The following is a 19,596-nucleotide window of genomic DNA, read 5'->3' as shown; positions in this document are numbered from 1 at the left end:
TAGAAAGCTCTGCACCGCAAGGTGTAGGGCTTTTTTGCTTATTACTGTCTATCAATATCGACTGAATTGGAGTTCTATTATGTTTACCTTACAAGAGCAAGAATCAACTGTTATCAAAACCAATCTCGTTCACTCCAGTGGCCGTCATATCTTCTGGCGTTTCTACTTTGGGACGGTACCCGATTGGCAACGTATCGAGGGCGATATTTTTAACATGATGGCGAAGCTCTGTCATCGCTATCAGGGCGCGTTTTGGGAGTTCACCATGTTATCGAATGGGGGTGCTTTTATCTGGCCTGAGATGATTGAAATCACCTTGCCGATGTTTAACCCTCATAATGGTAACGAGGCTGAGTTAAGCCCTGAAGCAGCCGGTATCGCAGTCTGTCTAATGGTGTATAGCATCTGGTCGTTTAAAACCGAGAGTTCTGTGCTGGTAGAGTATTTTTACCAACTTCGTGACTATGCGATGCAACATCCCGAGCAAGCACAAATCTTTCACCTAATTGACTAAGTTATTGATAACGCTTTAATACAGCGTCCACCAGCTTATCACCTCACTTATTTCCTTTATCTTATTTTAATTTATCAGTGTTATCACTGAGGAGGCCCCCTATGTCTCGTTTAGCTTCTCGCTTTGGTGCGGCGAATAGCATTCGCCGTGACCGCCCGTTAACTCTCGAAGAGTTATTTCGCACCGTACCCAGTGTGTTCTCTGAAGAAAAGCATGAATCTCGTAGCGAAAAGTATACTTATATTCCTACGATTACCTTATTGGATAGCCTGCAAAAAGAAGGTTTTTATCCGTTCTTTGCATGCCAAACTCGTGTGCGAGATGACAGCCGTCGTGATCATACTAAGCATATGTTACGGCTCCGACGTCATGACCAAATTACGGGTAGCCAAGTGCCTGAAATCATCTTACTTAATAGCCATGATGGCTCCAGTAGTTATCAGATGTTACCGGGCTTTTTTCGCTATGTTTGTCAAAATGGGCTGGTTTGTGGCGATACCTTTGGGGAGGTCAGAGTCCCCCACCGAGGTCATGTTGTCGATAATGTCATTGAAGGGGCTTATGAAGTATTAGGCACCTTCGATACCATCGCTGAAAAACGTGAGCAAATGCAGTCCTTACTATTACCGCCACCAGCACAGCAGGCCTTGGCGCATGCGGCTTTAATCTATCGCTTTGGTGAGGAACATCAACCAATAACTGAAGCTCAAGTCTTACAACCTCGCCGTTTTGAGGATAAGAAAGACGATCTTTGGACAGTGTACCAACGATTACAGGAAAATTTAATCAAGGGAGGATTATCAGGCAGGAATGCCAAAGGTAAACGCGCTCGCACGCGTTCAGTGAATGGAATTGATGGGGATATTAAGCTCAATAAAGCGTTGTGGGTACTGACAGAACAAATGCATGCTCATTTTGCTGGACGCGAACAACTATAGCCACAGTATACGTTAAATAATTGGATCTTACGGTGAACGCGATGAAATTATCAGAACGGCAACTAAAAACCTTGAGTAATGTGAAACTCAATTATGGCTCACTCTGCAACAAAAGGACACTCAACTCGCTGGAGAAAAAAGGAATGATTCAATGGAATACATCAAACGATTGGGTCTTAACGGAGTTCGGTTTTCATATCTATAACATGAGTAAACGGCGTTGCTTATAAAGCGTTAGCGCTAACATAAAGACTTATCCCGTATTTTGGTATTTGATAATATCGAGCATACCAACCTATTCAATAAAGGAGAGCATTCTTTAAACATCATTTTATTCCCTTCCATTTTGACTCACTCTCTCATCAACTCTTTTTCTTATTTAAGCACCAAAACAACAGTTGATCGATTACGCCGATCGATAACCGTTTATTGATAGATACGATCGATATTACCGATCGTATTTTAATTATTGATAGGTAAAACAGATCGATTAAGTTAAACTATCTCACGCTAAATTATCTTTATGTCAGTGATATTAAGGTGATTGAGTCTAATCTTTCATGCCTTCCACTGACATAACGCGATTCAACCATACTTAATGTGATATTGATTAAAAGGAAATCAATCATGAAAAAAGCGTTTATTGTTTCCGCCTTAATGGGGTGCATTTCATTACCGGCATTCGCTAACACAGATGACAGTAAAACGGGGCTTTATGTTACGGGTAAAATGGGCGCATCCATTGTGCAAATGTCCGGCCAGCAGTTTGTCTACAGCGGCTATGCTGATGCCGGTGATAATGGTACCAAAAATGGAGATAGCCATCGTACTGGCGTATTTGGCGGTGGACTTGCGTTAGGTTATGACTTTTCCAATCAGTTTGATATCCCTGTTCGAGCTGAATTGGAATTTATGGCGCGTGATAAAGCAAATTCAACCTACAATATCCGCGACCGTGTGCGTAATGGCGTACATCAAACTCGTGATATTAAAAACCAAATCAAACTCAATACGTTAATGGTCAATGGGTACTACGACATTAAAAATAGCTCAGATTTCACGCCGTATATCTCTGTCGGGCTAGGCTATGCGGCCGTGGATTTTAAAACCACCCGCGCTGATGCTTATACTCCAGGACTCTCTCTGCATGATACTCACACGCATACCGCCAATAACTTTGCCTGGAGTGTCGGTGCGGGGGTGAACTATGCCATCAATGACGATTGGGATATGGGGCTGAGTTATCGCTATTTAGATGCTGGAAAAGCCGACATCACGACAGCGGTAGGCGATGGGGAAAACACCTCAAAAATCAAAGTGAAGGCCAATGACATCATGCTTGGTTTGACTTACCGATTCTAATCTCTGGCATTCAGCCTTATAGATTACCCTCAACTTACCTAGCCAACATGCCTTTTTGATGTTGGCTATTTTACATCCTAAAAAAGGTGGTTACATGAACTCATCTTATTTTATTAAATACCTGCTAATTGCTTTCGTCATTAGCGCAATTGTCGTTGTTTATAATTGGATTTCGCCTACCGGTCATATCTACGGTGTTTGGGCAGGGATTAAGTTTTTCGTTGTCATGGGCTTAGGAACAGGGCTGGGCATGTTTATCGGTAATGCTATACGACTCGCGATTATGCCAGATTACATCACAACACGCGAAGGTGCGATAGGGCTGATACAAGCCAAGCTCTTTTGGGCTATCGGCCCTCAAGTCATTGGCTGGTTTGTCGGGCTAATCCCTGTGTACTCTTTCTTTTATGGCTGAATATCCAATGAAAAATCGCAACCTATTTCGTTTATATCTGCTTCTTTTAAGCTTATTCCTGATAACCAGTTGTTCAGAGTCGCCCAAAGAGGTTTTTATGCATCAATGTGTTAACAACAGTAATGCCTTTAATAAACAGGAGTGTGAATGCGCATTCACTCTTCTGACTAAAAAATTCCCTGAAGACAAACTCGCCCAATTTATGGCATCAAAAATCAATACGGCACAATCATTAACGGAAGAACAACGCCAATATCTTGGTTATTCCGCCAAAGTGCTTCAATATTGTTCTCGACATCGTAGAGGTTAAATGATGATGAAAAAAATACTATTAGCCTGTGTTCTCATGAGCGGCTCACTAAGTGCATTCGCTATCCCCAATTATTGGTCGGCAACCTTCGCACAAGGCTATATGGAGTACGGCATCAGTAATGATAAACATCTCAGTGTTATTCTTGCCTGTAATATTGCTGCTGATGAGGAATATGATAATGGCGTTTATCTTTATCAAGATGGACATCCTATCGATACAAACAATATCGCCTTTGTTATCGACGATGAAGTCTATTACATTCCTGAGGAAACCAAAACGCGTAGTGAAGGTAATGCCTGGACTCTCTTTACGCAAGCGATAACAAAAGCGAACTCATTTGCAGTGTACGCCAATGATAAACCGATTGGTCAGTTTACCCCCAATTCTAAAAACAGGGCAAAAATTTTTGCCGACTTTGATTGTAATGCCGTATTTTATCGCGATATTGCCCGCTGATCCCCCTTCTATTTTGTTTATCGGCCCATCAAAATTGGGCCATTTTTCATTGATATTAATCATCTCATTCATTATTATTGCAAGAGATCAAATAAACAGGCCTCCATGTGGATCCCTGCTCTTTTCGATATCATGGTGTATCATTATTTCCTAATAGAAATCGAAATCATATTCTCAAAAAAGAGACTATTTTGGTGCTCGGCAAATACTATTTTAGGGACTGAGGGCACAATTGAGGGTATAAATTAAACCAAATTCAATTAATTAATTTAAATACATAACGTTATGATAAAAAGTCGATTCCGAGTCCGGCACCACTTTCACTTCTACAGTGGTTTCCTCCAATCAAGTAATCCTATAGATATCATCTAATTATCTTAATTTATCACCTTAAAATTTAGCAAAACCACAACTAGGTTGTATGCCTTTTGACGTTTTTGATGGGCTGCGTATGCCATATTGTTTAAGTATTTAACGTTCAAGACTCAAGCCAGAACAAACCTCTTTCAACTGATCGTTTTTTTGCAAAGCCTTTTAACTTTTTAATATCAGAAGATCCCATCACACCATATTTAGCTTTCTAAGATAGTTATTCATCTCAGACCCACCGATCTCTCAGAAAATACACTCAGCTAGACCGTTATCATGCCATTTGACTAGAGTTGCCGCATTTTTATTTTTGAGTAAAGACCAATTCTACATTCAATAAAATAGTCGTGTGATATAGTCATGACTATAGTTCTTAAAAAACGGATCAATGTGCTTCCCGCCCCTTACAGGCTTAACTTACTGTATTCCAGGGATTTACTACATATCATACCGTTTTAATTATCGGTTCCACTGCCGCAAGTACTTCGACAACTTCATCAAGGGTCACAATTAAATAATGCTCTATAATATCATTATGTATATTCTCACTTTGCTCATGAAACCATTCTAAATAGGATGAATTTTTAACTTTATAAACCCCAGTTGTCATCTGACCATTGAAATGGTCTAGCATTTTTAATAAATCCCCTTCATCTGTTACCCTAAAGGAATATATCCACTCAAATATTAAACTTAGTTCCTCATCGGGCTTAATTAATGAAAGTGATAGGACCGCTCGATCATATTTAATAGATCTTAATTGAATACCTGATAATGGCATATCGCCAAAAACCACTAATGATTCTTGCACCGCCCATCCCTCATTTATAAAGCTTTTCTATTTTTATACTCATTTTTACTGTATGCCCCCATCTACTCTTTCATATGATTTGTTCAGCATGATATTTTTATATCTTATACCAGTGCCGTGGTTAATCTAGCGACATACATTCCAGATTTTTAGATGTACCATCTTTATCCCATAAGGCTGGTAGCCTACCGAAAGAAGGAAGTTAAGATGAACTACATTCTATTTAAAGTACAGATTTGATAATGCTATAAAGCATCATGAATTTTTTAAACCATCCTAAGACGGTTGTTCCATTTTCTTATGGGCCTATAATAGCCATTCTGTTCGTATAAAAGCTGTCTGCTAGCTCTTCACTTCATTCTATTATTTCTGATAATTTTTTTAAACTAAGGGGAGGTTTCATAGATAGGTAATACACCTTCACTCATAACAACTATAATCTTGCCCTGTCACAATACTACGTTTTTTTACTTAAATTTAGCTGCATAAACTTTTTTGCTTTTTTGTCATTTAATACTTCAAAAAATTGGATTATATTCCATTATTCCACCTTGCTTGATTAAAATAAAAACAAGAAAATATCTAAAAGAGTAGGCTTATGAAGAAAATGACGATATTATTAATACGCAACAAGAGTGACTTGTAGCATTTCGTATAAAAAGAATTTATCGTACTAAAAATCTGTTGCTTTATTCCTTACTTTTAGTATTTAATTATCATCGTAATTTTAGGAAAACTTGGATATTTCTAGGACATATAAATGGGGATAATAACAGCACTTGGTAAATCTATAGAGAATAGTCAGTTACTGCGTCTATTGCATCAAGAAATAGAACGTAATGATGTGAAACTTGATTGCCGAGATGACTTAAATGATCAACTCCTAGATATTGCTCGTTATATGAGTGACGATGAATATCTATCTGTAGTGAAAATTAAGCGTAGGGTTAATATCCTTTCGGGAATAACGGCTTTACCTGTATTAATTTTAGCTATACTTTTATTTTCAACAAGATTAGATAAATGGTTTTCAACAAATATTAGTTACATTTCTGATACTGTTTTTGACTTTTTTGTTACAAATTACTGGCTAACTATTTTTTATTGTTTTTTAATGTTTTTGCCTATCTTTTATTTTTACTTTTTACAAAAAAAATCTGAAAAACTAGCTGGGAGATTGGTAGATAAGTTTATTTCCAGAGTAAAAAATGAGTCCTGATAGTATTAGTTATGAGTAAATTTACGACAATATATACCTAATGGCTCAATGTAACGCAAATCAATGTGGAGAGGATTACCTATGATTGCCGATAGTAATATCAAATCCTCCTTTACCTGCATGATTGGTAGTCTCTGTACATCTCAGTTTTGCGAGCATTGATTGAGACTCAAAGAGCCACAGCCCGCAAAACTGAGGCTTCCGCCTACACTGCTGCCGGTTTGCTTCGAATCGTGCTTGTTGCTCATTTGTTGGCTACTGACCGTTAAATTACCGTCAACATCCGCTTTAACACTTTCACCACGGGTTTGCCCCCCGTGAGGTCGGTGTCTTTGCCACTGTGTAGCGTTAATTGTTTACCAGAATTGACCTCACTATCCGTGTAAAACTGGCTATTGCCTTTCTCAAAACCTTTGCCTTGGTTCACACTCCCATTGGCACTGAAATCATCCGTACCAATTCCCACTCAAAATGAGCGGCTTTTGCTTTCACTCTTACCATTCTTAGTGATACTGGTCAGGTTAATATTCTTTTTTACGGTCAGTGTGATGTTTTTATTGGCATCCAGTTGCTGTTGTCTTTTTATCGGCTCTGGCGAGAAAAACTAAGGTAGAAAATAAAAACCATTTAAGAGGCGGCGAGGAAAGCCAAATTATATGCGGTAGGCTACACCTTCAACCGAGGTAACTCCAGCTTCAGCTAGCAATTCATCCTCTGAAGTAATTAGTTTATTAAGTTAATATTTTAGATGCTAAGCACTCCCTCTTCACTCACCAAGCTAAATAGTGGATTTTCCGGTTGAGTACTCGAAGAAGCGAGGTAGTTAGGTGAATATAGCTCCTTTAGTCGAGCTACATTTCCTATTAATTACTCTTTATATTTATGGCTTAAAGTCTGGATCTTCATCATCATTATCCCAAAATTGGTGGGGCTCCATGTAATCGCCGTTTTCAATGACTGAACACCATCCAAAATCGCTATAAAAAACGAAGAGATCAACGACCCTATACACCCCTTTACTAACGCGACTTAATGTTATCAAAGATGGTTCATTATAAATATAATTGCCTCCAGCTCTGGCTATAACTCTTTGTTCGAATAATGCCCTATTATATTCGCTCACTTCTCCAATAATTCTTGTTGATTCAATTTCAAAAATAATTTCAAATTTATTAGATATTTGTATATGACAAGGTATTTTTTTTTGCTGTTCTAGTTTACTTAAAAATAAATTATCTGGAAATTCGATTTGTAAAATCATGTCTGCCATCCTTCAGGAACAATCACTTCACCTATAAAGTTTTTTCAAACATAGTTACTGAACTAACATATTGTTCTTCCATAGATCTATTACTGCAACAATGGGGAGCAAGCCTACTAACCACATCAATAAAAAACTTTTTACCATTTTATCTATGGTTATAACAGCAATAATCCATCCATTAGAAATTTAGTGAGATAAATCACTAGCTATACGTTCAACCCAAGCACTTACCGCAACGCCTTCAGATTTTAGAATACTAACTACTTGCATAAATGCTATCCCTCCCGGTATCGAAGGTGCTTTATTAATCAACCCCACCATTTTTAAATTTTCATTTCCTCCCTTAATGCAGCCTTTTCTATAGGCATCTATTTTTTTTATCATTACTAGGATGCAAAGGAGTTAAAATTGATGACATCGATTTTGCATGCATTGATGTTAAAACATCAGGCTAAGCGCATAATTGGATAAGATAATCAGAGATAACACCATTCTCAGGTGCAGGAACACTCCAACATGGCTAACCACGCAACTGATAGGAGTAGTCACCATGACTAAGCGCGGTTGTATTGTAGAAACACCGACGACTAAAGAAGTGGTTAAAACCAGACAGTATACAGTGGGGTACGCCTCCAACAGCGGTAAACCCAACCCCAGAGCGCAACTCATCTTAATCGATAACTAACTGAAAGAGATGAGCTTTGAGGTGGGCAGCCACTACATCCTCACCCGCCAAGCCGGACAGTTGATAATCCGGCTGAGTGAGGAGTGATGCGGCTTATAAGCCCTATTCATGAGTAGGGCTTATATTTTAGTTAGTTATGTTTCAATTTTTTCAATATCCAAAGACCTACCGCACTTACACTACCACCTATTATGCTAAGTTTGATCAGGCTCCATAATTCATCAATATTAAAATCAAACTCTTTTCCGTTAATTATAAACAATATAATATCAATAATTACCGAAGAAACTAAACTTGCAACAAATATGACAAGTATAAATAACGGCAGAAAAATTAATAAAAATCGAAAATTATTCATTTTTATTTCCCTGTGTCATTCTTAATTTCATCATTAATTTTATTATTTTTTTTCTGTTACTACTGAGCTGGTAATATTGCCGGCTATGCCAGGTCTTTGAGCTGGTGATAAATCTTTTGATAACCCTAATTGCCCTTTATTCGCATCACCTTGTAATTTAGGGTTATATTTTGGATCTAAGCCATCTGTTTTCATATACTTCCACTAATTACCACCCCACTTTATGAGACCGCCTAGTCCATAACCGATTCCTGAACTAATTCCAGATGTCCCTGCACCTAGTAATGGGTCTTCACCTTTTAATTCACTTGAAACACCACCGCCTAAGGCATTCCACCCTATAACACCATAGACAGTAGAATTTTTAGTAATTCCACCGATGTGAGTAGCAATGAGTACATCGGTGTAGTTGACTGGTTTATCGCCAAATAACTGAATTAAATAATTAGCGCTTCCACCTATACCAGCAACAACAAGTCCTGTTCCTGAGTATAACCCCAATCCAGTAACGCCAGCGGCATGTCCCGATGTTTCTAAATTACCATCATTAATTCCTTTAGCAATTCCGCTTTGCAATTTTGATCGCAATCTTTTATATCAGCAAGCCAGAACCCTAGATTTCCACCGAGCCCAACACCAGACATTGAGTTATTCTCAACCGTCGTTTTGCCTGCCTGACCGGCATTCGCCGCACTTGACGTATCGCCGCCAACCGCGGTAAACCGAACCCCAGCCCACAACTCACTTTAAGCGGTAAGTGGCTGAAAGAGATAGGATTTGAGGTGGGGAGCCTCTTTACCCTTACTCGCCAACCTGGACAGTTGATTATCCGACAGGCTGAGGGGGGATTGAAGAGCTAAAGTGGCTAAATAGCTCCCTGAATACAAAAAGGGGAGCTATTGATCGATTTATAAGTATACATTAAACATCATTTAAGCCGCTTATGATTCTTGTAAACAATGAACATATGTACGCAGCCAGTGAACACTCCTAAAGCTACACCTAAAATTATTAATTCCTTAATAACAGGAATATCAATAACAAAAACATTTAATTTCATATATCTAATTACTTCGATAATGAGCTTAAGTAATAAAAACATAACAAAAGCACCAAATGAGTAGCACATAGATATAATTAAAAAGTAATTAATTACTTTCATTCCCATCCTTTGTCTGAAGTGGCATCGTTAATTTGGCCACCTTAATAGAGGTGTTACTATACACCTCATAACTTAACAATTGATAACAATGACAAAGCAAACTCGACGTAATTTCAGTGCGGAATTTAAACTTGAAGCGGCTCAACTTGTGCTTGGCCAGAACTATTCCGTGCTCGAAGCTGCTAACGCCATGGGCATAGGTAAATCCACCCTACTCTGGACAAATGGGTTCGGCAACTAAAACAAGAACGCAAAAGTATTTTACCAAAAACCTCACCGATGACACCAGAACAAGTCGAAATTCGTGAACTGAAAAAGAAAATTGCTCGCCTTGAAGAGCATAATGAGATCTTAAAGAAGGCTACCGCCATGTAATTGAAGCTCGACAGGAAGTTATTCATTATAGTATCTTACAGTCAACTTAGGCCGCATCAATATAATGGCGGTTTAACACCCAATGAATCGGAACGATTATTTTAGAAAAGCTCTAAAACCGTGGTCAGTTTTTATTGACCACTTCACACCATGCTCAATGTGCTTTCCAACATTGCTAGCCAAGCAACTAAAGAAAAAGTTGTCAAAATCAGATAGTATACTGTGAGTTACGTCCATTACCGAGGAAAACTCAACTGATTATTATCAGTAACAACATGATATATAACCCTTTATATAGGAAGTCACTACCCTCTCACTCGCCAAGCCAGACTGTTGATTATCCAGCAAACTGAATGGGAGTAAGATTTTAAGGAAAACTTTATCAGGGCTATCCTAATCTCATAGTGCATCATGAAGTTTTTTAAACCACTCCAATATAGTCAATCCATCTTCTGAGGGTATATAATAGCAATTGTGTTCATACAAATATTTTTCAGGTAACTCTTTTCCTGACTTTATTATTTCCGATAGTTCTTTTTTTAACTTCAAAATAGATTCAGATGTTTCTCTTCTTACAAAATTATTTAATGCCTCTATATCACTAGATGCTTCACAGTCCCAATCTTGATGAAAATAACAGCCTAATAAATAATTAATTCTTTCCATATTCATCATTTCCCTACACTAGTGAGGATACGCAGTTTGAATACGATAACCATTCGGTATTAGTGGATCTTTATCTATTACAATCACTATTTTATTTGAATCAATAGATTTCGTTTGTCCTCTATAGATAACTCTACCTATAGTCCACTCCCCATTGATTAAGACATCCTAAACTAGAGTTTTCTAACTGTTTACGATAAGCCTTCGGTGGGAGGTGATTTAAACTTTCATGCGTTCGGCTAAAGTTATAATCCTGCTGCCAATACCACGCTAATTCTTTAACTTGGCTCAACGATTCAAATAAATAAACATTCAAAAACTCACGGCGGAACGAACCATTAAAACGCTCGATAAAGCCATTTTACTGTAGCTTACCGAATTGAATATAGCATAACGCTATTTGATTATTTTCACAGTAGTTCAATAAATTAACAGCAATTAGCTCTGGAGCATTATCTATGCGAATTTGTTTCGGTAGCCCTCTGTCGACTCTCAAGCGTTCAAGCACTCTAATAACTCGTTCAGCAGGCAATGACGTATCCACTTCAATTGCCAGACACTCTCGCGTTCTTTCATCAATAATATTCAATGTTCGAAATCGGCTACCACAATATAAACCATCATGCATAAAATCCAATGCCCAATGAATATTCGGTGTTTTCTCAATTATTAGTGGTCTTTTTTCACTTACTGCTAGCTAATATCGTTAGCTTCCATGCCAGAATCAGTGAGTTTTAAAATATTAACGATTTGAGTTTCAGTAAAACGGGCTTTTTTCATCATGACCTCTGCAAATTTTAGGGCAGAAAATCTAATTATAGCTGTCTTATTTTAGGGAAAGTGGACATGAACAGTAGCCTACCGAAAGAAGAAAATTAAGATGAACCACGTTCTATAACTTAAAGTTGACATTTTTAAAACCGTTATCAAAGTCATGGATAGCGATTTTAGTGTTCGCTTATCAAAAAAGCGTAAAGCTGAGTTATTCAGGAAAAAATGGGGGTAGCTGATATTACTTATTTAAACCTAGTTACTAATGCTTATTCACGAAAAAAAATCGCTGGTTATCATTTAGATGGCAACATGAAAATGAATATGGTAAAGAAATTGTTACTTCGAATCTTAAAAAGACAAAGTTCAACAATCCCTATAATCCATCACTCAAATCGAGGGCTACAGTATTGTTCATCGAACTATCTGAAAATCCATAATAATATTCAATGCTCAATGAAAGACATTTTTCATTAAACTATAAACCGCCCAATCAAGTTCATCGAGCGTTTTATACCTGAAGAGTTGTCAACCTATATCAGGGCTATTCGTGAGGTAAATAAATTAAATTAACTCCATGTATAGTTAAGAATATTCTCTTATTTAATAAATTGTGTTCAATTGCCACTGCATTAAATAGGAAAACATCGTATTATATCTATCGTTTTTTAATTCTAATACAGATGGAGTAGTAATGGAAACTAAGCAATACCCTATAAAATGGCAAAAACGTTTTGCATTTTTTGATACATATGGAGCACCAAAAACCCCTGAACACAAAGCTGCCATAAAGCAGCAACCTTATTTTGCTCGCTTTCTTATTATGTTTAATTTTTTTGCTTACTTCTTTGGACCTATCTATTTTGCAATTGTAGGATTATGGAAAAAAGCTCTAATCTTGTTAGCTATAAGCTTATGTATCACCATGCTTTTTGCAACCATTGAACTTATTATAGGTAGAGAATTCCCCAGACCAGTTTGGACAGCTATATCTCTAGGGGTATCTTTCATGTGGGGATTTACTGCAAACTATGCTTATTACCTAAAAAAAGTCAAAGGCCTTGATGGCTGGAACCCATTTGAAGGATTCAGCTTATATTAAATCAATAAGTTATCCGCTTATAACCTACCTCCAATCCCAATAGGATTTTATTCCATACAATAATGCTGCATGTAAAATGCAGCATTATAACAATAAATAAACTTGAAGATTATTTTAGATGCTTGTGAGTATCGAAATGCAGCATAAATACTCTACAAATTGACGGTGTTATAAATGAGGTATTTACAAGAATATCGTAACGGTATTCCGCCCATTCATAACCCAGCGTGCTTTAGAAAATATCGACGGCGACAATGCGGTATTTATTGTCATAGTGATATGAATATCTATTTTTTCATGCCACAGAACATCGCCAATAAATACATAAGTAAAGATGAACATTTATTATAACCTACTGTAAATAGCAATTCCTCAATGATGAAAGGACACAAATATGCCCTTCATCTATGATCAACCTCAAAAAGCATTAATAATATTAAACTAAAGATGAAAACCCTTGTACCTGTCGCCGAATAACCTCATCACCAATACGTGTTTTATAAGATAATGCAAGTGGTCTTAACATGAATGGTAGATCTTTGGTGACTTTATTACCTGCAACGCCAGTATTGCATTCCTGTACTTCTTTGTTACCGCTATATAGCAAAACACCTTGGAATAATTTTTTCTCTTCATTCGTCAACTTAGCGCCTGGCTTACTCAAACTATAACCTTGATGATAATTGATAGCTTCCCGCTTGATTTCTGCGTCCAGCATACCTGTTCTATCTTTACCACTTTTGCAATTCCAGCAAGGCACTGCACCAATTTCGTAAGCTAACATCGCGATACGTTGTGCTATTTTATAAGGCTCATTACCATCATAACGATATGATTTTTTCTTCCATATTTCCTTTATCTGCTGACATAACTCTTCTACTTTATGCCTATTACTAGCATGAGGATGTTCAGATAAATAGTGACCTACCCATCCCCCCACTTCATTATTAATAAGATAGTTACACCCTAATATTTGGGCTAAAGCGGTTTTATTTAAATTATCATTTTGGCTGATCACCTTCGGGATGGAAAATGCCAGTTCATTAACGCCAAAGTTGAATATCGCAATATCCAGTTTAACTTTAACTTCTTGGGCTTCGCCTTTCTCATTTTTGATATTCAGTTTGATAACGCCATCGTTATTTAACATCTTCCAAGCAGCAACTTGATCATCAAGCATCCCTTTCTCTTTACCTAAATATGTTAGTAAAGAGGTTGAAGCGATCCGCAATGTCACCTCTTCATGATTTAATGCTCTCTTATACAATTCAGGCTTTGCAAACAGCGCAGCCATCACGACCTCTTTTGCTCTATTTTTAGCGCCTTGTAGACGTGCGGCACTGCGCTCAGGAAGGGCGTAAGGCGATAATACTCCGTGGCGGATCCCACTAAATAAAGTGGATTGATTATTATCTTTAACCTCTGAAAGCCATAAATTAACAGCGTGAGTCGTCTCTTCTGCTGATTTCGAACAAACACCTTTCCCTTTATAGCTGTTGTCACAAAATATCTCGTGATTGCCACCACAATATTTCATTTGAGATGCGGGAGTTAAGATAAATGAATATTCGCTATTTCCATAACTCAATGCTGTTTCTATTGTATGCCAATCTTTATTATTAAGATGCCTACTTAGCTCTTTTTGAAAAAGTTTCCCAACATCTTTTAAAGAGATTCTATTATTACTATTGAGCATTTCATGATGAATGATTTTAATTAATTTTTCTTCGAGTTTTTTAGCCTGCAACAATTCCCTTGATTGAATTAGTCTGCTTGGTTCACTCGTTAACTGGTTTAATTTATCCGATATTGTAGCTAACACTTCCGTGGATAAATCAAGGTGTTTCAATATATTTTCTGCAGTACTGAGCAGCTCCTGCTGGAAACGAATAAGATCTTTTTTATCTTGAGTTACGTTAGTGAGGTTATTTTTTCTCTCCTCTGAACTTTGACCACGAGGTGGTGTTTTTATTGCCTCTCTAACAAGCTTTTGGCTTTTTATTGTGTTGTTAACTGAATCAATATTATAAGCAAATGTCTTACTTAACTGCTCCTGCCCGCTGGATGTGGCATGAGAAATTGATTGTTGGGGTTCATATGACTTTATTATGTAAAACACATGGCTTCTCCATTGAAATAAAAATACTATTCAATCGAGAAATACCTTATAAATATATAAAAAACCGATTGTTTATTTTATTCATCATCACAATTTAAAAATAAGCTCCATCAAATTATTTGAGAAAACTCAACAAAATCCCATCATTGTCTTTAGCCAAAAGCTTAGCTAGGCTTAAAAAAGATAAACGATTATACGATGGAGCATCAAATGCCAAATATTCAATCGGATCACCACAGCTTCTTTATCTTAGCGGATGATAAACAGACTCGTCTTGCTGAAATTACCTTTGTCTATACCGGAAACGAACTCGCTATTATTGACCATACCGTCGTTGATGAAAGCTTAAAAGGGCAAGGTATTGCCAAACAATTGGTCGCAAAAGTCGTTGAAAGAATGCGTTCTGAAAAGCGTAAAATTATTCCTCTTTGCCCATTCGCCAAAGCTATTTTTGATAAAACACCTGAATACCAAGATATTCGCCACTAACCTGTTTTATTGATAAGAGGTAAAAATGAGCATACCGACCCCGAAAAATAACCTAGATTTCCAGCACATTCATGCACGCATTAAAGATGTTGGTGGGATCCCTGTCGCAAGGGTATTACCAACAAAACAACGGCGTTTAATTGGTGCTTGGTGTTTTCTCGACCATGCGGGCCCGACTGTATTTAAAGGTGACTCTGCTGGTATGCGCGTCGCGCCTCACCCACATACTGCACTGCAAACCTTCACTTGGATGCTTGAAGGCGAAATTCTACATCGGGACAGTTTAGGCTACGAACAAGTGATCCGCCCGGGCCAAGTAAATTTAATGACCGCAGGTAAAGGAATTAGCCATTCCGAAGATACCTATGGAGAAAACCGCCATTTACATGCCGTACAACTATGGATAGCACTACCAGAAGCCGTGAAAGATATGCCCCCTCGCTTTGATCATTACCCTATTTTACCCAAATGGTCAGTTGGAGATATCGAATATCAATTACTCATTGGGGAGTATGATTCTTATAAAGCCCCCACATTATCGTTTTCTTCTTTATTAGGCTTAGATATCACCACCCGCAATAATCACTCATTATCACTAACGCTACGCCCTGAATTTGAATATGGCATTTTTGTTATCGAAGGGGATGCGATTATCGATTCACAGCGCAGTCATCACAATGAGTTGATCTATTTAGGCCAAGGCTTGTCGCAAGTCTCACTACAACTTTCAGCCAATAGCCACATTCTATTATTAGGTGGTGAGCCTCTGAATGAATCTGTTTTGATGTGGTGGAATTTTATTGGTCGCACAAAAGCTGAAATCACCGCAGCCGTTGCAGAATGGAACCAAGGTAGCCCTCGGTTTGGTAAAGTTATCAATGATGAACGTACGCCGACACCATCCCCCTTAATGCCATAAATATGCCAACCAAGTCGGTAAAAATGTTTATTCAATAAGTTTGATATTTGTATTGAAGTTATATCCATCAAAGATAATAAAAAGGTAGCCAATGAAGTTGCGCTACCTTTTTCTTTAAAACAAGTTAGCTCGCGGGAGTAAAGTAAATCGGAGAACCAGGACCTACGGGTAGTCCGAGTACAAATACCCAAATCACAAAGAACAGTGACCAGCCAATAAGGAAAATGATTGAATAAGGCAACATCATAGAGACCAATGTACCAATCCCGGCATCTTTCTTATATTTCACAACGATAGCCATAATTAAACCAAAATAACTCATCATTGGAGTAATAATATTGGTTACCGAGTCACCAATACGGTATGCCGCTTGGATTGTCTCTGGTGCATAACCCGCTAACATTAACATTGGCACAAAAATAGGTGCAGTCACCGCCCACTGAGCAGAAGCAGAGCCTATCATTAAGTTGATAAAGGCACAGATAATAATAAAGCCAATAAACAGCACACCACCATGTAAATCGATACTGTTTAAGAAATTGGCGCCTTTCACTGCGACCACTTGCCCGATATTTGTCCAACCAAAGAAGGCAACAAACTGTGCAGCAAAGAAAATAATAACTAAATATAATCCTAGAGTACTCATTGCGTTTGCCATGGCATCTACGACATCTTTATCAGAGCGCATGGTTTTAGCGACATAGCCATATACAATGCCTGGGATCGCAAAGAAGATAAAAATGAATACCACAATGGATTTTAAGAATGGTGAATTACTGACTAATCCGGTTTCTTGATTACGTAAAATACCATTTTCTGGCACGACCATAAGGGCAAGTATGGCGGCTAATCCCCAAAAGGTCACCGATGCCCAAAACAGCGCTTTTTTCTCAAGTGGGGTTACTTCAGCATCAGCACGTAATTTATCTTCATCTTCATCAACACCGCCACCTTGGTAAGGCCCTAATTGTGGTTCAACAATTTTTTCAGTGATGAAATAACCTAAAATAGTGATTAGGAATGTACTGGCAAACATAAAATACCAGTTCGCTTCTGCCCCGACTGTATAGGTTGGATCAATAATTTGCGCAGCCTGCTGGGTAATACCAGAAAGCAGTGGGTCGACAGTACCTAATAATAAGTTGGCAGAATACCCCCCCGAAACCCCTGCAAAGGCAGCGGCAAGACCTGCTAGCGGATGGCGACCAAGTGAATGGAAGATAATCGCAGCCAGTGGGATTAGTACTACATAGCCCAATTCGGCGGCGGTATTTGACATGATCCCCGCAAACACAATTGCCACTGTCGTTAGCTTACGCGGTGCTTTGATAACCACTAAACGCATCGCCGCAGATAAAAGCCCAGCTCGTTCGGCAATCCCAACCCCTAATAAGGCAACTAACACCGTGCCAAGAGGAGCAAAGCCCGTAAAGTTAGTAACAACATTAGAAAGGATTTTACGGATACCTTCAGCGTCTAATAGACTGACAACATGAATAACCCCATCCGCAGCACGCCCTTTTGCCCCCTCTGGACGTGGATCAGCAACGCTGACTCCAAAATATTGACCAATTGCTGAGGAGACCAATAAAATTGCAGTTAAAATAATGAATAAAATGACTGGGTGAGGTAAGGCATTGCCTAACCATTCCACCGTGCGTAACAAACGGCTCCCATCTTGTTTTTTTTGTTCCATATTTTCTCCTTATAAACAAGAGAAATGGACATTACACAATGTTTTGCCATTTAGCTATTTTCAAAAATATAACGCTGATTCAACAATTTATTTATTTTTAGATTGAAACCCCATCCCTATTAAAATTTAATCATAAAATATAGAATTAAAAGTCATCATGACTTAAATAAATAATTAATTTACCCTTTAAATAAAAAACACCGATAATTAATGAAAATGTGGTTCAGATAACAGTTTTTCACTATTTACTGAGTAATTTATTCTCTTTTTAAGCGTTAAATAGCCTGACTTTTGGTCTTTTTAGTAGAAAATCACCTCCAAATATCCGTATTCATGATTAGGTTTTCCCTACTAATTACACAAAGAATAATAAACCATGTAATATTTTTATTTCCCTATTTTAGCTATCTTTATGCCATCGCTGTTATAATCAGCTTATCCTTTTCAACTAAATAAACCATTATGTCTGTTATTGATGATTGGGCAGAACGCCATATTCAAGAAGCGTTAAATAAAGGTGAGCTAAAAAATCTGAAAGGCGAAGGACAACCGCTTTTACTTGATGACGATAGCCAAGTTCCACCTGAATTACGAGCGGGTTATCGTATTTTAAAAAACTCAGGGTATTTGCCCCCCGAATTACAGTACCGAAAAGATGCACTCACGTTGGTCGATATGCTAAAAGGGCTTGCTCATGATGATCCTAATTACCAGCCTCTAAGTAAGCAACTTTCTTTATTAGAGCTCAAACTTAAACAAGCGAATATCAATACTGATTTTTTACATGGTGAGTATGAAGCGCATATCCGCCAGCGTTTTAAACCTGAATAGATAACTTGATAGCTCCTGTTCGATATTCCATAGGAGTTTTACCATAGTATTGGCGGAATGCTTGGCTAAAAGCCGAGTGTGAATCATAGCCTACAGACAATGCAACTTGCTCGATTGAATTCGCCGTCATCAGCAAGCGGCAAGCCGCTTCCATGCGCCTTTGTACAAGTAATTGCATTGCGGTGAGTTGTGTCGCCGCTTTAATTTTCCGTTGTAGCGTACTTACTGACATACAAAACGCATTCGCCATATCTTGGCAACTGAGTGGAAGATGTAAGCGTGCATCAATCCATCGGGTCACCCCATCAATCCACTGCTCTTCAGGTTTCATTTGAGCAAGCAGCAATTTTGCAATGGTCGTATGTTGTTCGAGGGGTTGAGGAAACCGCTGCAACCAATTTAATAGCCCAATAGCAGCGGGAGTTAGCGAAAAAGACGTTGCTTTGTCATCAAGTGCCCATGGAGACGTGCTTGGCATCTCTAAAACATAATTTTGGTTGCCTGATAGACCGCTAAATGCATGACTTACACCAGGTGCAATGACCACACCATTTCCCGCCGCTAATAGAAAATGCTGCCGATGCATATTAATTTCCATGCCCCCCGATAACGCAAAGACAACCTGCCATTGCTCATCGTGTTGATGAGAAATCACATCTTCGGAATATTGGCGATAATGTAATTCAGGCAATAACAAAAGCGCACTCCTCTTTACTGGTGATAGGAGGAGTATAGCCCTTTTAGGGGGAAAAATGCACTTGA

The 19,596-nt window shown here is 38.2% G+C and carries 26 protein-coding genes and 2 pseudogenes; 14 read left to right on the top strand and 14 right to left on the bottom strand.

Translation table 11 applies throughout. The features are described 5' to 3' along the window. Nucleotides 1-79: 79 nt before the first annotated feature. From PR699_RS03430 to PR699_RS03405, 6 genes are all read left to right on the top strand, one after another. Complete coding sequence (locus PR699_RS03430) at nucleotides 80-514, top strand: antirestriction protein (protein ID WP_004927121.1); 435 nt, start codon at nucleotides 80-82, stop codon at nucleotides 512-514. A 101-nt stretch (nucleotides 515-615) separates the two neighbouring features. Further along, nucleotides 616-1,452, top strand: coding sequence for a DUF932 domain-containing protein (locus PR699_RS03425; protein ID WP_193450856.1), 837 nt, complete (start codon nucleotides 616-618; stop codon nucleotides 1,450-1,452). A 627-nt stretch (nucleotides 1,453-2,079) separates the two neighbouring features. Beyond that, on the top strand, nucleotides 2,080-2,814 hold the full coding sequence (locus PR699_RS03420) for an outer membrane protein (RefSeq protein ID WP_040132872.1): 735 nt from the start codon (nucleotides 2,080-2,082) through the stop codon (nucleotides 2,812-2,814). A gap of 94 nt (nucleotides 2,815-2,908) precedes the next feature. Next, nucleotides 2,909-3,229: a hypothetical protein gene (locus PR699_RS03415; protein ID WP_040132871.1), complete on the top strand. Its 321-nt coding sequence runs from the start codon at nucleotides 2,909-2,911 to the stop codon at nucleotides 3,227-3,229. A gap of 97 nt (nucleotides 3,230-3,326) precedes the next feature. After that, nucleotides 3,327-3,539: a hypothetical protein gene (locus PR699_RS03410; RefSeq protein ID WP_230085219.1), complete on the top strand. Its 213-nt coding sequence runs from the start codon at nucleotides 3,327-3,329 to the stop codon at nucleotides 3,537-3,539. 3 nt (nucleotides 3,540-3,542) lie between these two features. Beyond that, nucleotides 3,543-3,998, top strand: coding sequence for a hypothetical protein (locus PR699_RS03405; protein ID WP_230085220.1), 456 nt, complete (start codon nucleotides 3,543-3,545; stop codon nucleotides 3,996-3,998). 814 nt (nucleotides 3,999-4,812) lie between these two features. Here PR699_RS03405 and PR699_RS03400 read toward each other — a convergent pair. Then, the gene (locus PR699_RS03400; RefSeq protein ID WP_014657427.1) at nucleotides 4,813-5,178 is read right to left on the bottom strand and encodes a hypothetical protein; all 366 of its coding nucleotides are present in this window, start codon (nucleotides 5,176-5,178) and stop codon (nucleotides 4,813-4,815) included. A 760-nt stretch (nucleotides 5,179-5,938) separates the two neighbouring features. On the opposite strand from PR699_RS03400, the gene PR699_RS03395 reads away from it, so the two are divergent. After that, nucleotides 5,939-6,397, top strand: coding sequence for a DUF6097 family protein (locus PR699_RS03395; protein ID WP_014657426.1), 459 nt, complete (start codon nucleotides 5,939-5,941; stop codon nucleotides 6,395-6,397). A gap of 265 nt (nucleotides 6,398-6,662) precedes the next feature. Here the strand turns inward: PR699_RS03395 and PR699_RS03390 are convergent, their stop codons facing one another. The 3 genes from PR699_RS03390 to PR699_RS03380 all read right to left on the bottom strand — a co-directional run bounded on the left by PR699_RS03390 (nucleotide 6,663) and on the right by PR699_RS03380 (nucleotide 8,045). Next, complete coding sequence (locus PR699_RS03390; protein WP_014657425.1) at nucleotides 6,663-6,863, bottom strand: hemagglutinin repeat-containing protein; 201 nt, start codon at nucleotides 6,861-6,863, stop codon at nucleotides 6,663-6,665. Nucleotides 6,864-7,277: 414 nt separating this feature from the next. Then, a complete protein-coding gene (locus tag PR699_RS03385; protein ID WP_102781126.1) occupies nucleotides 7,278-7,658 on the bottom strand; it encodes a hypothetical protein in 381 nt (126 codons plus the stop codon). Nucleotides 7,659-7,847: 189 nt separating this feature from the next. Beyond that, nucleotides 7,848-8,045, bottom strand: coding sequence for a hypothetical protein (locus PR699_RS03380; protein ID WP_041705168.1), 198 nt, complete (start codon nucleotides 8,043-8,045; stop codon nucleotides 7,848-7,850). Between the two features lie 166 nt (nucleotides 8,046-8,211). On the opposite strand from PR699_RS03380, the gene PR699_RS03375 reads away from it, so the two are divergent. Next, nucleotides 8,212-8,346 carry a hypothetical protein gene (locus PR699_RS03375; protein ID WP_258313094.1) on the top strand — a complete coding sequence of 45 codons (135 nt, stop codon included), beginning with the start codon at nucleotides 8,212-8,214 and terminating at the stop codon, nucleotides 8,344-8,346. A 130-nt stretch (nucleotides 8,347-8,476) separates the two neighbouring features. On the opposite strand, the gene PR699_RS03370 is transcribed toward PR699_RS03375, so the two are convergent. Genes PR699_RS03370 through PR699_RS19665 form a run of 4 tightly spaced genes read right to left on the bottom strand, consistent with a single transcriptional unit; the run spans nucleotide 8,477 to nucleotide 9,444 of the window. After that, the gene (locus tag PR699_RS03370) at nucleotides 8,477-8,704 is read right to left on the bottom strand and encodes a hypothetical protein (RefSeq protein WP_014657423.1); all 228 of its coding nucleotides are present in this window, start codon (nucleotides 8,702-8,704) and stop codon (nucleotides 8,477-8,479) included. Nucleotides 8,705-8,746: 42 nt separating this feature from the next. After that, a complete protein-coding gene (locus PR699_RS03365) occupies nucleotides 8,747-8,899 on the bottom strand; it encodes a hypothetical protein (protein WP_014657422.1) in 153 nt (50 codons plus the stop codon). 9 nt (nucleotides 8,900-8,908) lie between these two features. Beyond that, the gene (locus tag PR699_RS03360; RefSeq protein ID WP_014657421.1) at nucleotides 8,909-9,280 is read right to left on the bottom strand and encodes a hypothetical protein; all 372 of its coding nucleotides are present in this window, start codon (nucleotides 9,278-9,280) and stop codon (nucleotides 8,909-8,911) included. Further along, nucleotides 9,238-9,444 carry a VENN motif pre-toxin domain-containing protein gene (locus PR699_RS19665; RefSeq protein ID WP_050979604.1) on the bottom strand — a complete coding sequence of 69 codons (207 nt, stop codon included), beginning with the start codon at nucleotides 9,442-9,444 and terminating at the stop codon, nucleotides 9,238-9,240. The genes PR699_RS03360 and PR699_RS19665 overlap by 43 nt, the downstream gene beginning before the upstream one ends. Here PR699_RS19665 and PR699_RS03355 point away from each other — a divergent pair. Together PR699_RS03355 and PR699_RS03350 are read left to right on the top strand one after the other, a co-directional pair. Continuing rightward, nucleotides 9,406-9,564: a SymE family type I addiction module toxin gene (locus tag PR699_RS03355; protein ID WP_071821189.1), complete on the top strand. Its 159-nt coding sequence runs from the start codon at nucleotides 9,406-9,408 to the stop codon at nucleotides 9,562-9,564. The two genes, PR699_RS19665 and PR699_RS03355, sit on opposite strands and share 39 nt — an antisense overlap. Nucleotides 9,565-9,954: 390 nt before the next feature. Then, a pseudogene (locus PR699_RS03350) lies at nucleotides 9,955-10,238 on the top strand (transposase); the annotation flags it as partial. A 402-nt stretch (nucleotides 10,239-10,640) separates the two neighbouring features. On the opposite strand, the gene PR699_RS03345 reads toward PR699_RS03350, so the two are convergent. From PR699_RS03345 to PR699_RS03340, 3 genes and pseudogenes are all read right to left on the bottom strand, one after another. Beyond that, entirely contained in the window at nucleotides 10,641-10,907 is a 267-nt protein-coding gene (locus tag PR699_RS03345; RefSeq protein WP_127891332.1) for a contact-dependent growth inhibition system immunity protein, read from the bottom strand. An 18-nt stretch (nucleotides 10,908-10,925) separates the two neighbouring features. Further along, nucleotides 10,926-11,048 (bottom strand): RNase A-like domain-containing protein, encoded by a 123-nt coding sequence (locus tag PR699_RS19660; protein WP_223854879.1) that lies wholly within the window; start codon nucleotides 11,046-11,048, stop codon nucleotides 10,926-10,928. After that, nucleotides 11,041-11,562: pseudogene (locus PR699_RS03340) on the bottom strand (integrase core domain-containing protein); the annotation flags it as partial. The pseudogene PR699_RS03340 and the gene PR699_RS19660, both read right to left, overlap by 8 nt. A gap of 810 nt (nucleotides 11,563-12,372) precedes the next feature. On the opposite strand from PR699_RS03340, the gene PR699_RS03335 reads away from it, so the two are divergent. Further along, the gene (locus PR699_RS03335) at nucleotides 12,373-12,780 is read left to right on the top strand and encodes a DUF2628 domain-containing protein (RefSeq protein ID WP_004917310.1); all 408 of its coding nucleotides are present in this window, start codon (nucleotides 12,373-12,375) and stop codon (nucleotides 12,778-12,780) included. 436 nt (nucleotides 12,781-13,216) lie between these two features. Here PR699_RS03335 and PR699_RS03330 read toward each other — a convergent pair whose 3' ends face one another. Then, on the bottom strand, nucleotides 13,217-14,899 hold the full coding sequence (locus tag PR699_RS03330) for an inositol phosphate phosphatase SopB (protein WP_014657415.1): 1,683 nt from the start codon (nucleotides 14,897-14,899) through the stop codon (nucleotides 13,217-13,219). Nucleotides 14,900-15,109: 210 nt separating this feature from the next. On the opposite strand from PR699_RS03330, the gene PR699_RS03325 reads away from it, so the two are divergent. Then, nucleotides 15,110-15,388 (top strand): GNAT family N-acetyltransferase, encoded by a 279-nt coding sequence (locus PR699_RS03325; RefSeq protein WP_014657414.1) that lies wholly within the window; start codon nucleotides 15,110-15,112, stop codon nucleotides 15,386-15,388. A 25-nt stretch (nucleotides 15,389-15,413) separates the two neighbouring features. Continuing rightward, entirely contained in the window at nucleotides 15,414-16,307 is an 894-nt protein-coding gene (locus PR699_RS03320) for a pirin family protein (protein ID WP_014657413.1), read from the top strand. Nucleotides 16,308-16,431: 124 nt separating this feature from the next. On the opposite strand, the gene PR699_RS03315 is transcribed toward PR699_RS03320, so the two are convergent. Then, nucleotides 16,432-18,003, bottom strand: coding sequence for an AbgT family transporter (locus PR699_RS03315; RefSeq protein WP_004917320.1), 1,572 nt, complete (start codon nucleotides 18,001-18,003; stop codon nucleotides 16,432-16,434). Nucleotides 18,004-18,465: 462 nt separating this feature from the next. Between PR699_RS03315 and PR699_RS03310 the strand changes: the two genes are divergently transcribed. Continuing rightward, a complete protein-coding gene (locus tag PR699_RS03310; RefSeq protein WP_004917323.1) occupies nucleotides 18,466-18,834 on the top strand; it encodes a DUF1992 domain-containing protein in 369 nt (122 codons plus the stop codon). On the opposite strand, the gene PR699_RS03305 is transcribed toward PR699_RS03310, so the two are convergent. Next, nucleotides 18,821-19,531, bottom strand: coding sequence for an AraC family transcriptional regulator (locus PR699_RS03305; RefSeq protein WP_014657412.1), 711 nt, complete (start codon nucleotides 19,529-19,531; stop codon nucleotides 18,821-18,823). The genes PR699_RS03310 and PR699_RS03305 overlap by 14 nt on opposite strands. Nucleotides 19,532-19,596 lie beyond the last annotated feature (65 nt).

The sequence above is a fragment of the Providencia sp. PROV268 genome (assembly GCF_028477805.1).
GTDB classification, from domain to species: domain Bacteria; phylum Pseudomonadota; class Gammaproteobacteria; order Enterobacterales; family Enterobacteriaceae; genus Providencia; species Providencia stuartii.
This window is presented reverse-complemented; position numbering and strand designations above follow the sequence as displayed.

Excerpts from the sequence above, each read along its gene's own strand:
- PR699_RS03430 (WP_004927121.1), top strand. The coding sequence starts at position 80 with ATGTTTACCTTACAAGAGCAAGAATCAACTGTTATCAAAACCAATCTC.
- PR699_RS03425 (WP_193450856.1), top strand. The coding sequence starts at position 616 with ATGTCTCGTTTAGCTTCTCGCTTTGGTGCGGCGAATAGCATTCGCCGT.
- PR699_RS03420 (WP_040132872.1), top strand. The coding sequence starts at position 2,080 with ATGAAAAAAGCGTTTATTGTTTCCGCCTTAATGGGGTGCATTTCATTA.
- PR699_RS03415 (WP_040132871.1), top strand. The coding sequence starts at position 2,909 with ATGAACTCATCTTATTTTATTAAATACCTGCTAATTGCTTTCGTCATT.
- PR699_RS03410 (WP_230085219.1), top strand. The coding sequence starts at position 3,327 with ATGCATCAATGTGTTAACAACAGTAATGCCTTTAATAAACAGGAGTGT.
- PR699_RS03405 (WP_230085220.1), top strand. The coding sequence starts at position 3,543 with ATGATGAAAAAAATACTATTAGCCTGTGTTCTCATGAGCGGCTCACTA.
- PR699_RS03395 (WP_014657426.1), top strand. The coding sequence starts at position 5,939 with ATGGGGATAATAACAGCACTTGGTAAATCTATAGAGAATAGTCAGTTA.
- PR699_RS03385 (WP_102781126.1), bottom strand. The coding sequence starts at position 7,658 with ATGATTTTACAAATCGAATTTCCAGATAATTTATTTTTAAGTAAACTA.
- PR699_RS03380 (WP_041705168.1), bottom strand. The coding sequence starts at position 8,045 with ATGATAAAAAAAATAGATGCCTATAGAAAAGGCTGCATTAAGGGAGGA.
- PR699_RS03375 (WP_258313094.1), top strand. The coding sequence starts at position 8,212 with ATGACTAAGCGCGGTTGTATTGTAGAAACACCGACGACTAAAGAAGTG.
- PR699_RS03370 (WP_014657423.1), bottom strand. The coding sequence starts at position 8,704 with ATGAATAATTTTCGATTTTTATTAATTTTTCTGCCGTTATTTATACTT.
- PR699_RS03365 (WP_014657422.1), bottom strand. The coding sequence starts at position 8,899 with ATGAAAACAGATGGCTTAGATCCAAAATATAACCCTAAATTACAAGGT.
- PR699_RS03345 (WP_127891332.1), bottom strand. The coding sequence starts at position 10,907 with ATGGAAAGAATTAATTATTTATTAGGCTGTTATTTTCATCAAGATTGG.
- PR699_RS03335 (WP_004917310.1), top strand. The coding sequence starts at position 12,373 with ATGGAAACTAAGCAATACCCTATAAAATGGCAAAAACGTTTTGCATTT.
- PR699_RS03325 (WP_014657414.1), top strand. The coding sequence starts at position 15,110 with ATGCCAAATATTCAATCGGATCACCACAGCTTCTTTATCTTAGCGGAT.
- PR699_RS03320 (WP_014657413.1), top strand. The coding sequence starts at position 15,414 with ATGAGCATACCGACCCCGAAAAATAACCTAGATTTCCAGCACATTCAT.
- PR699_RS03315 (WP_004917320.1), bottom strand. The coding sequence starts at position 18,003 with ATGGAACAAAAAAAACAAGATGGGAGCCGTTTGTTACGCACGGTGGAA.
- PR699_RS03310 (WP_004917323.1), top strand. The coding sequence starts at position 18,466 with ATGTCTGTTATTGATGATTGGGCAGAACGCCATATTCAAGAAGCGTTA.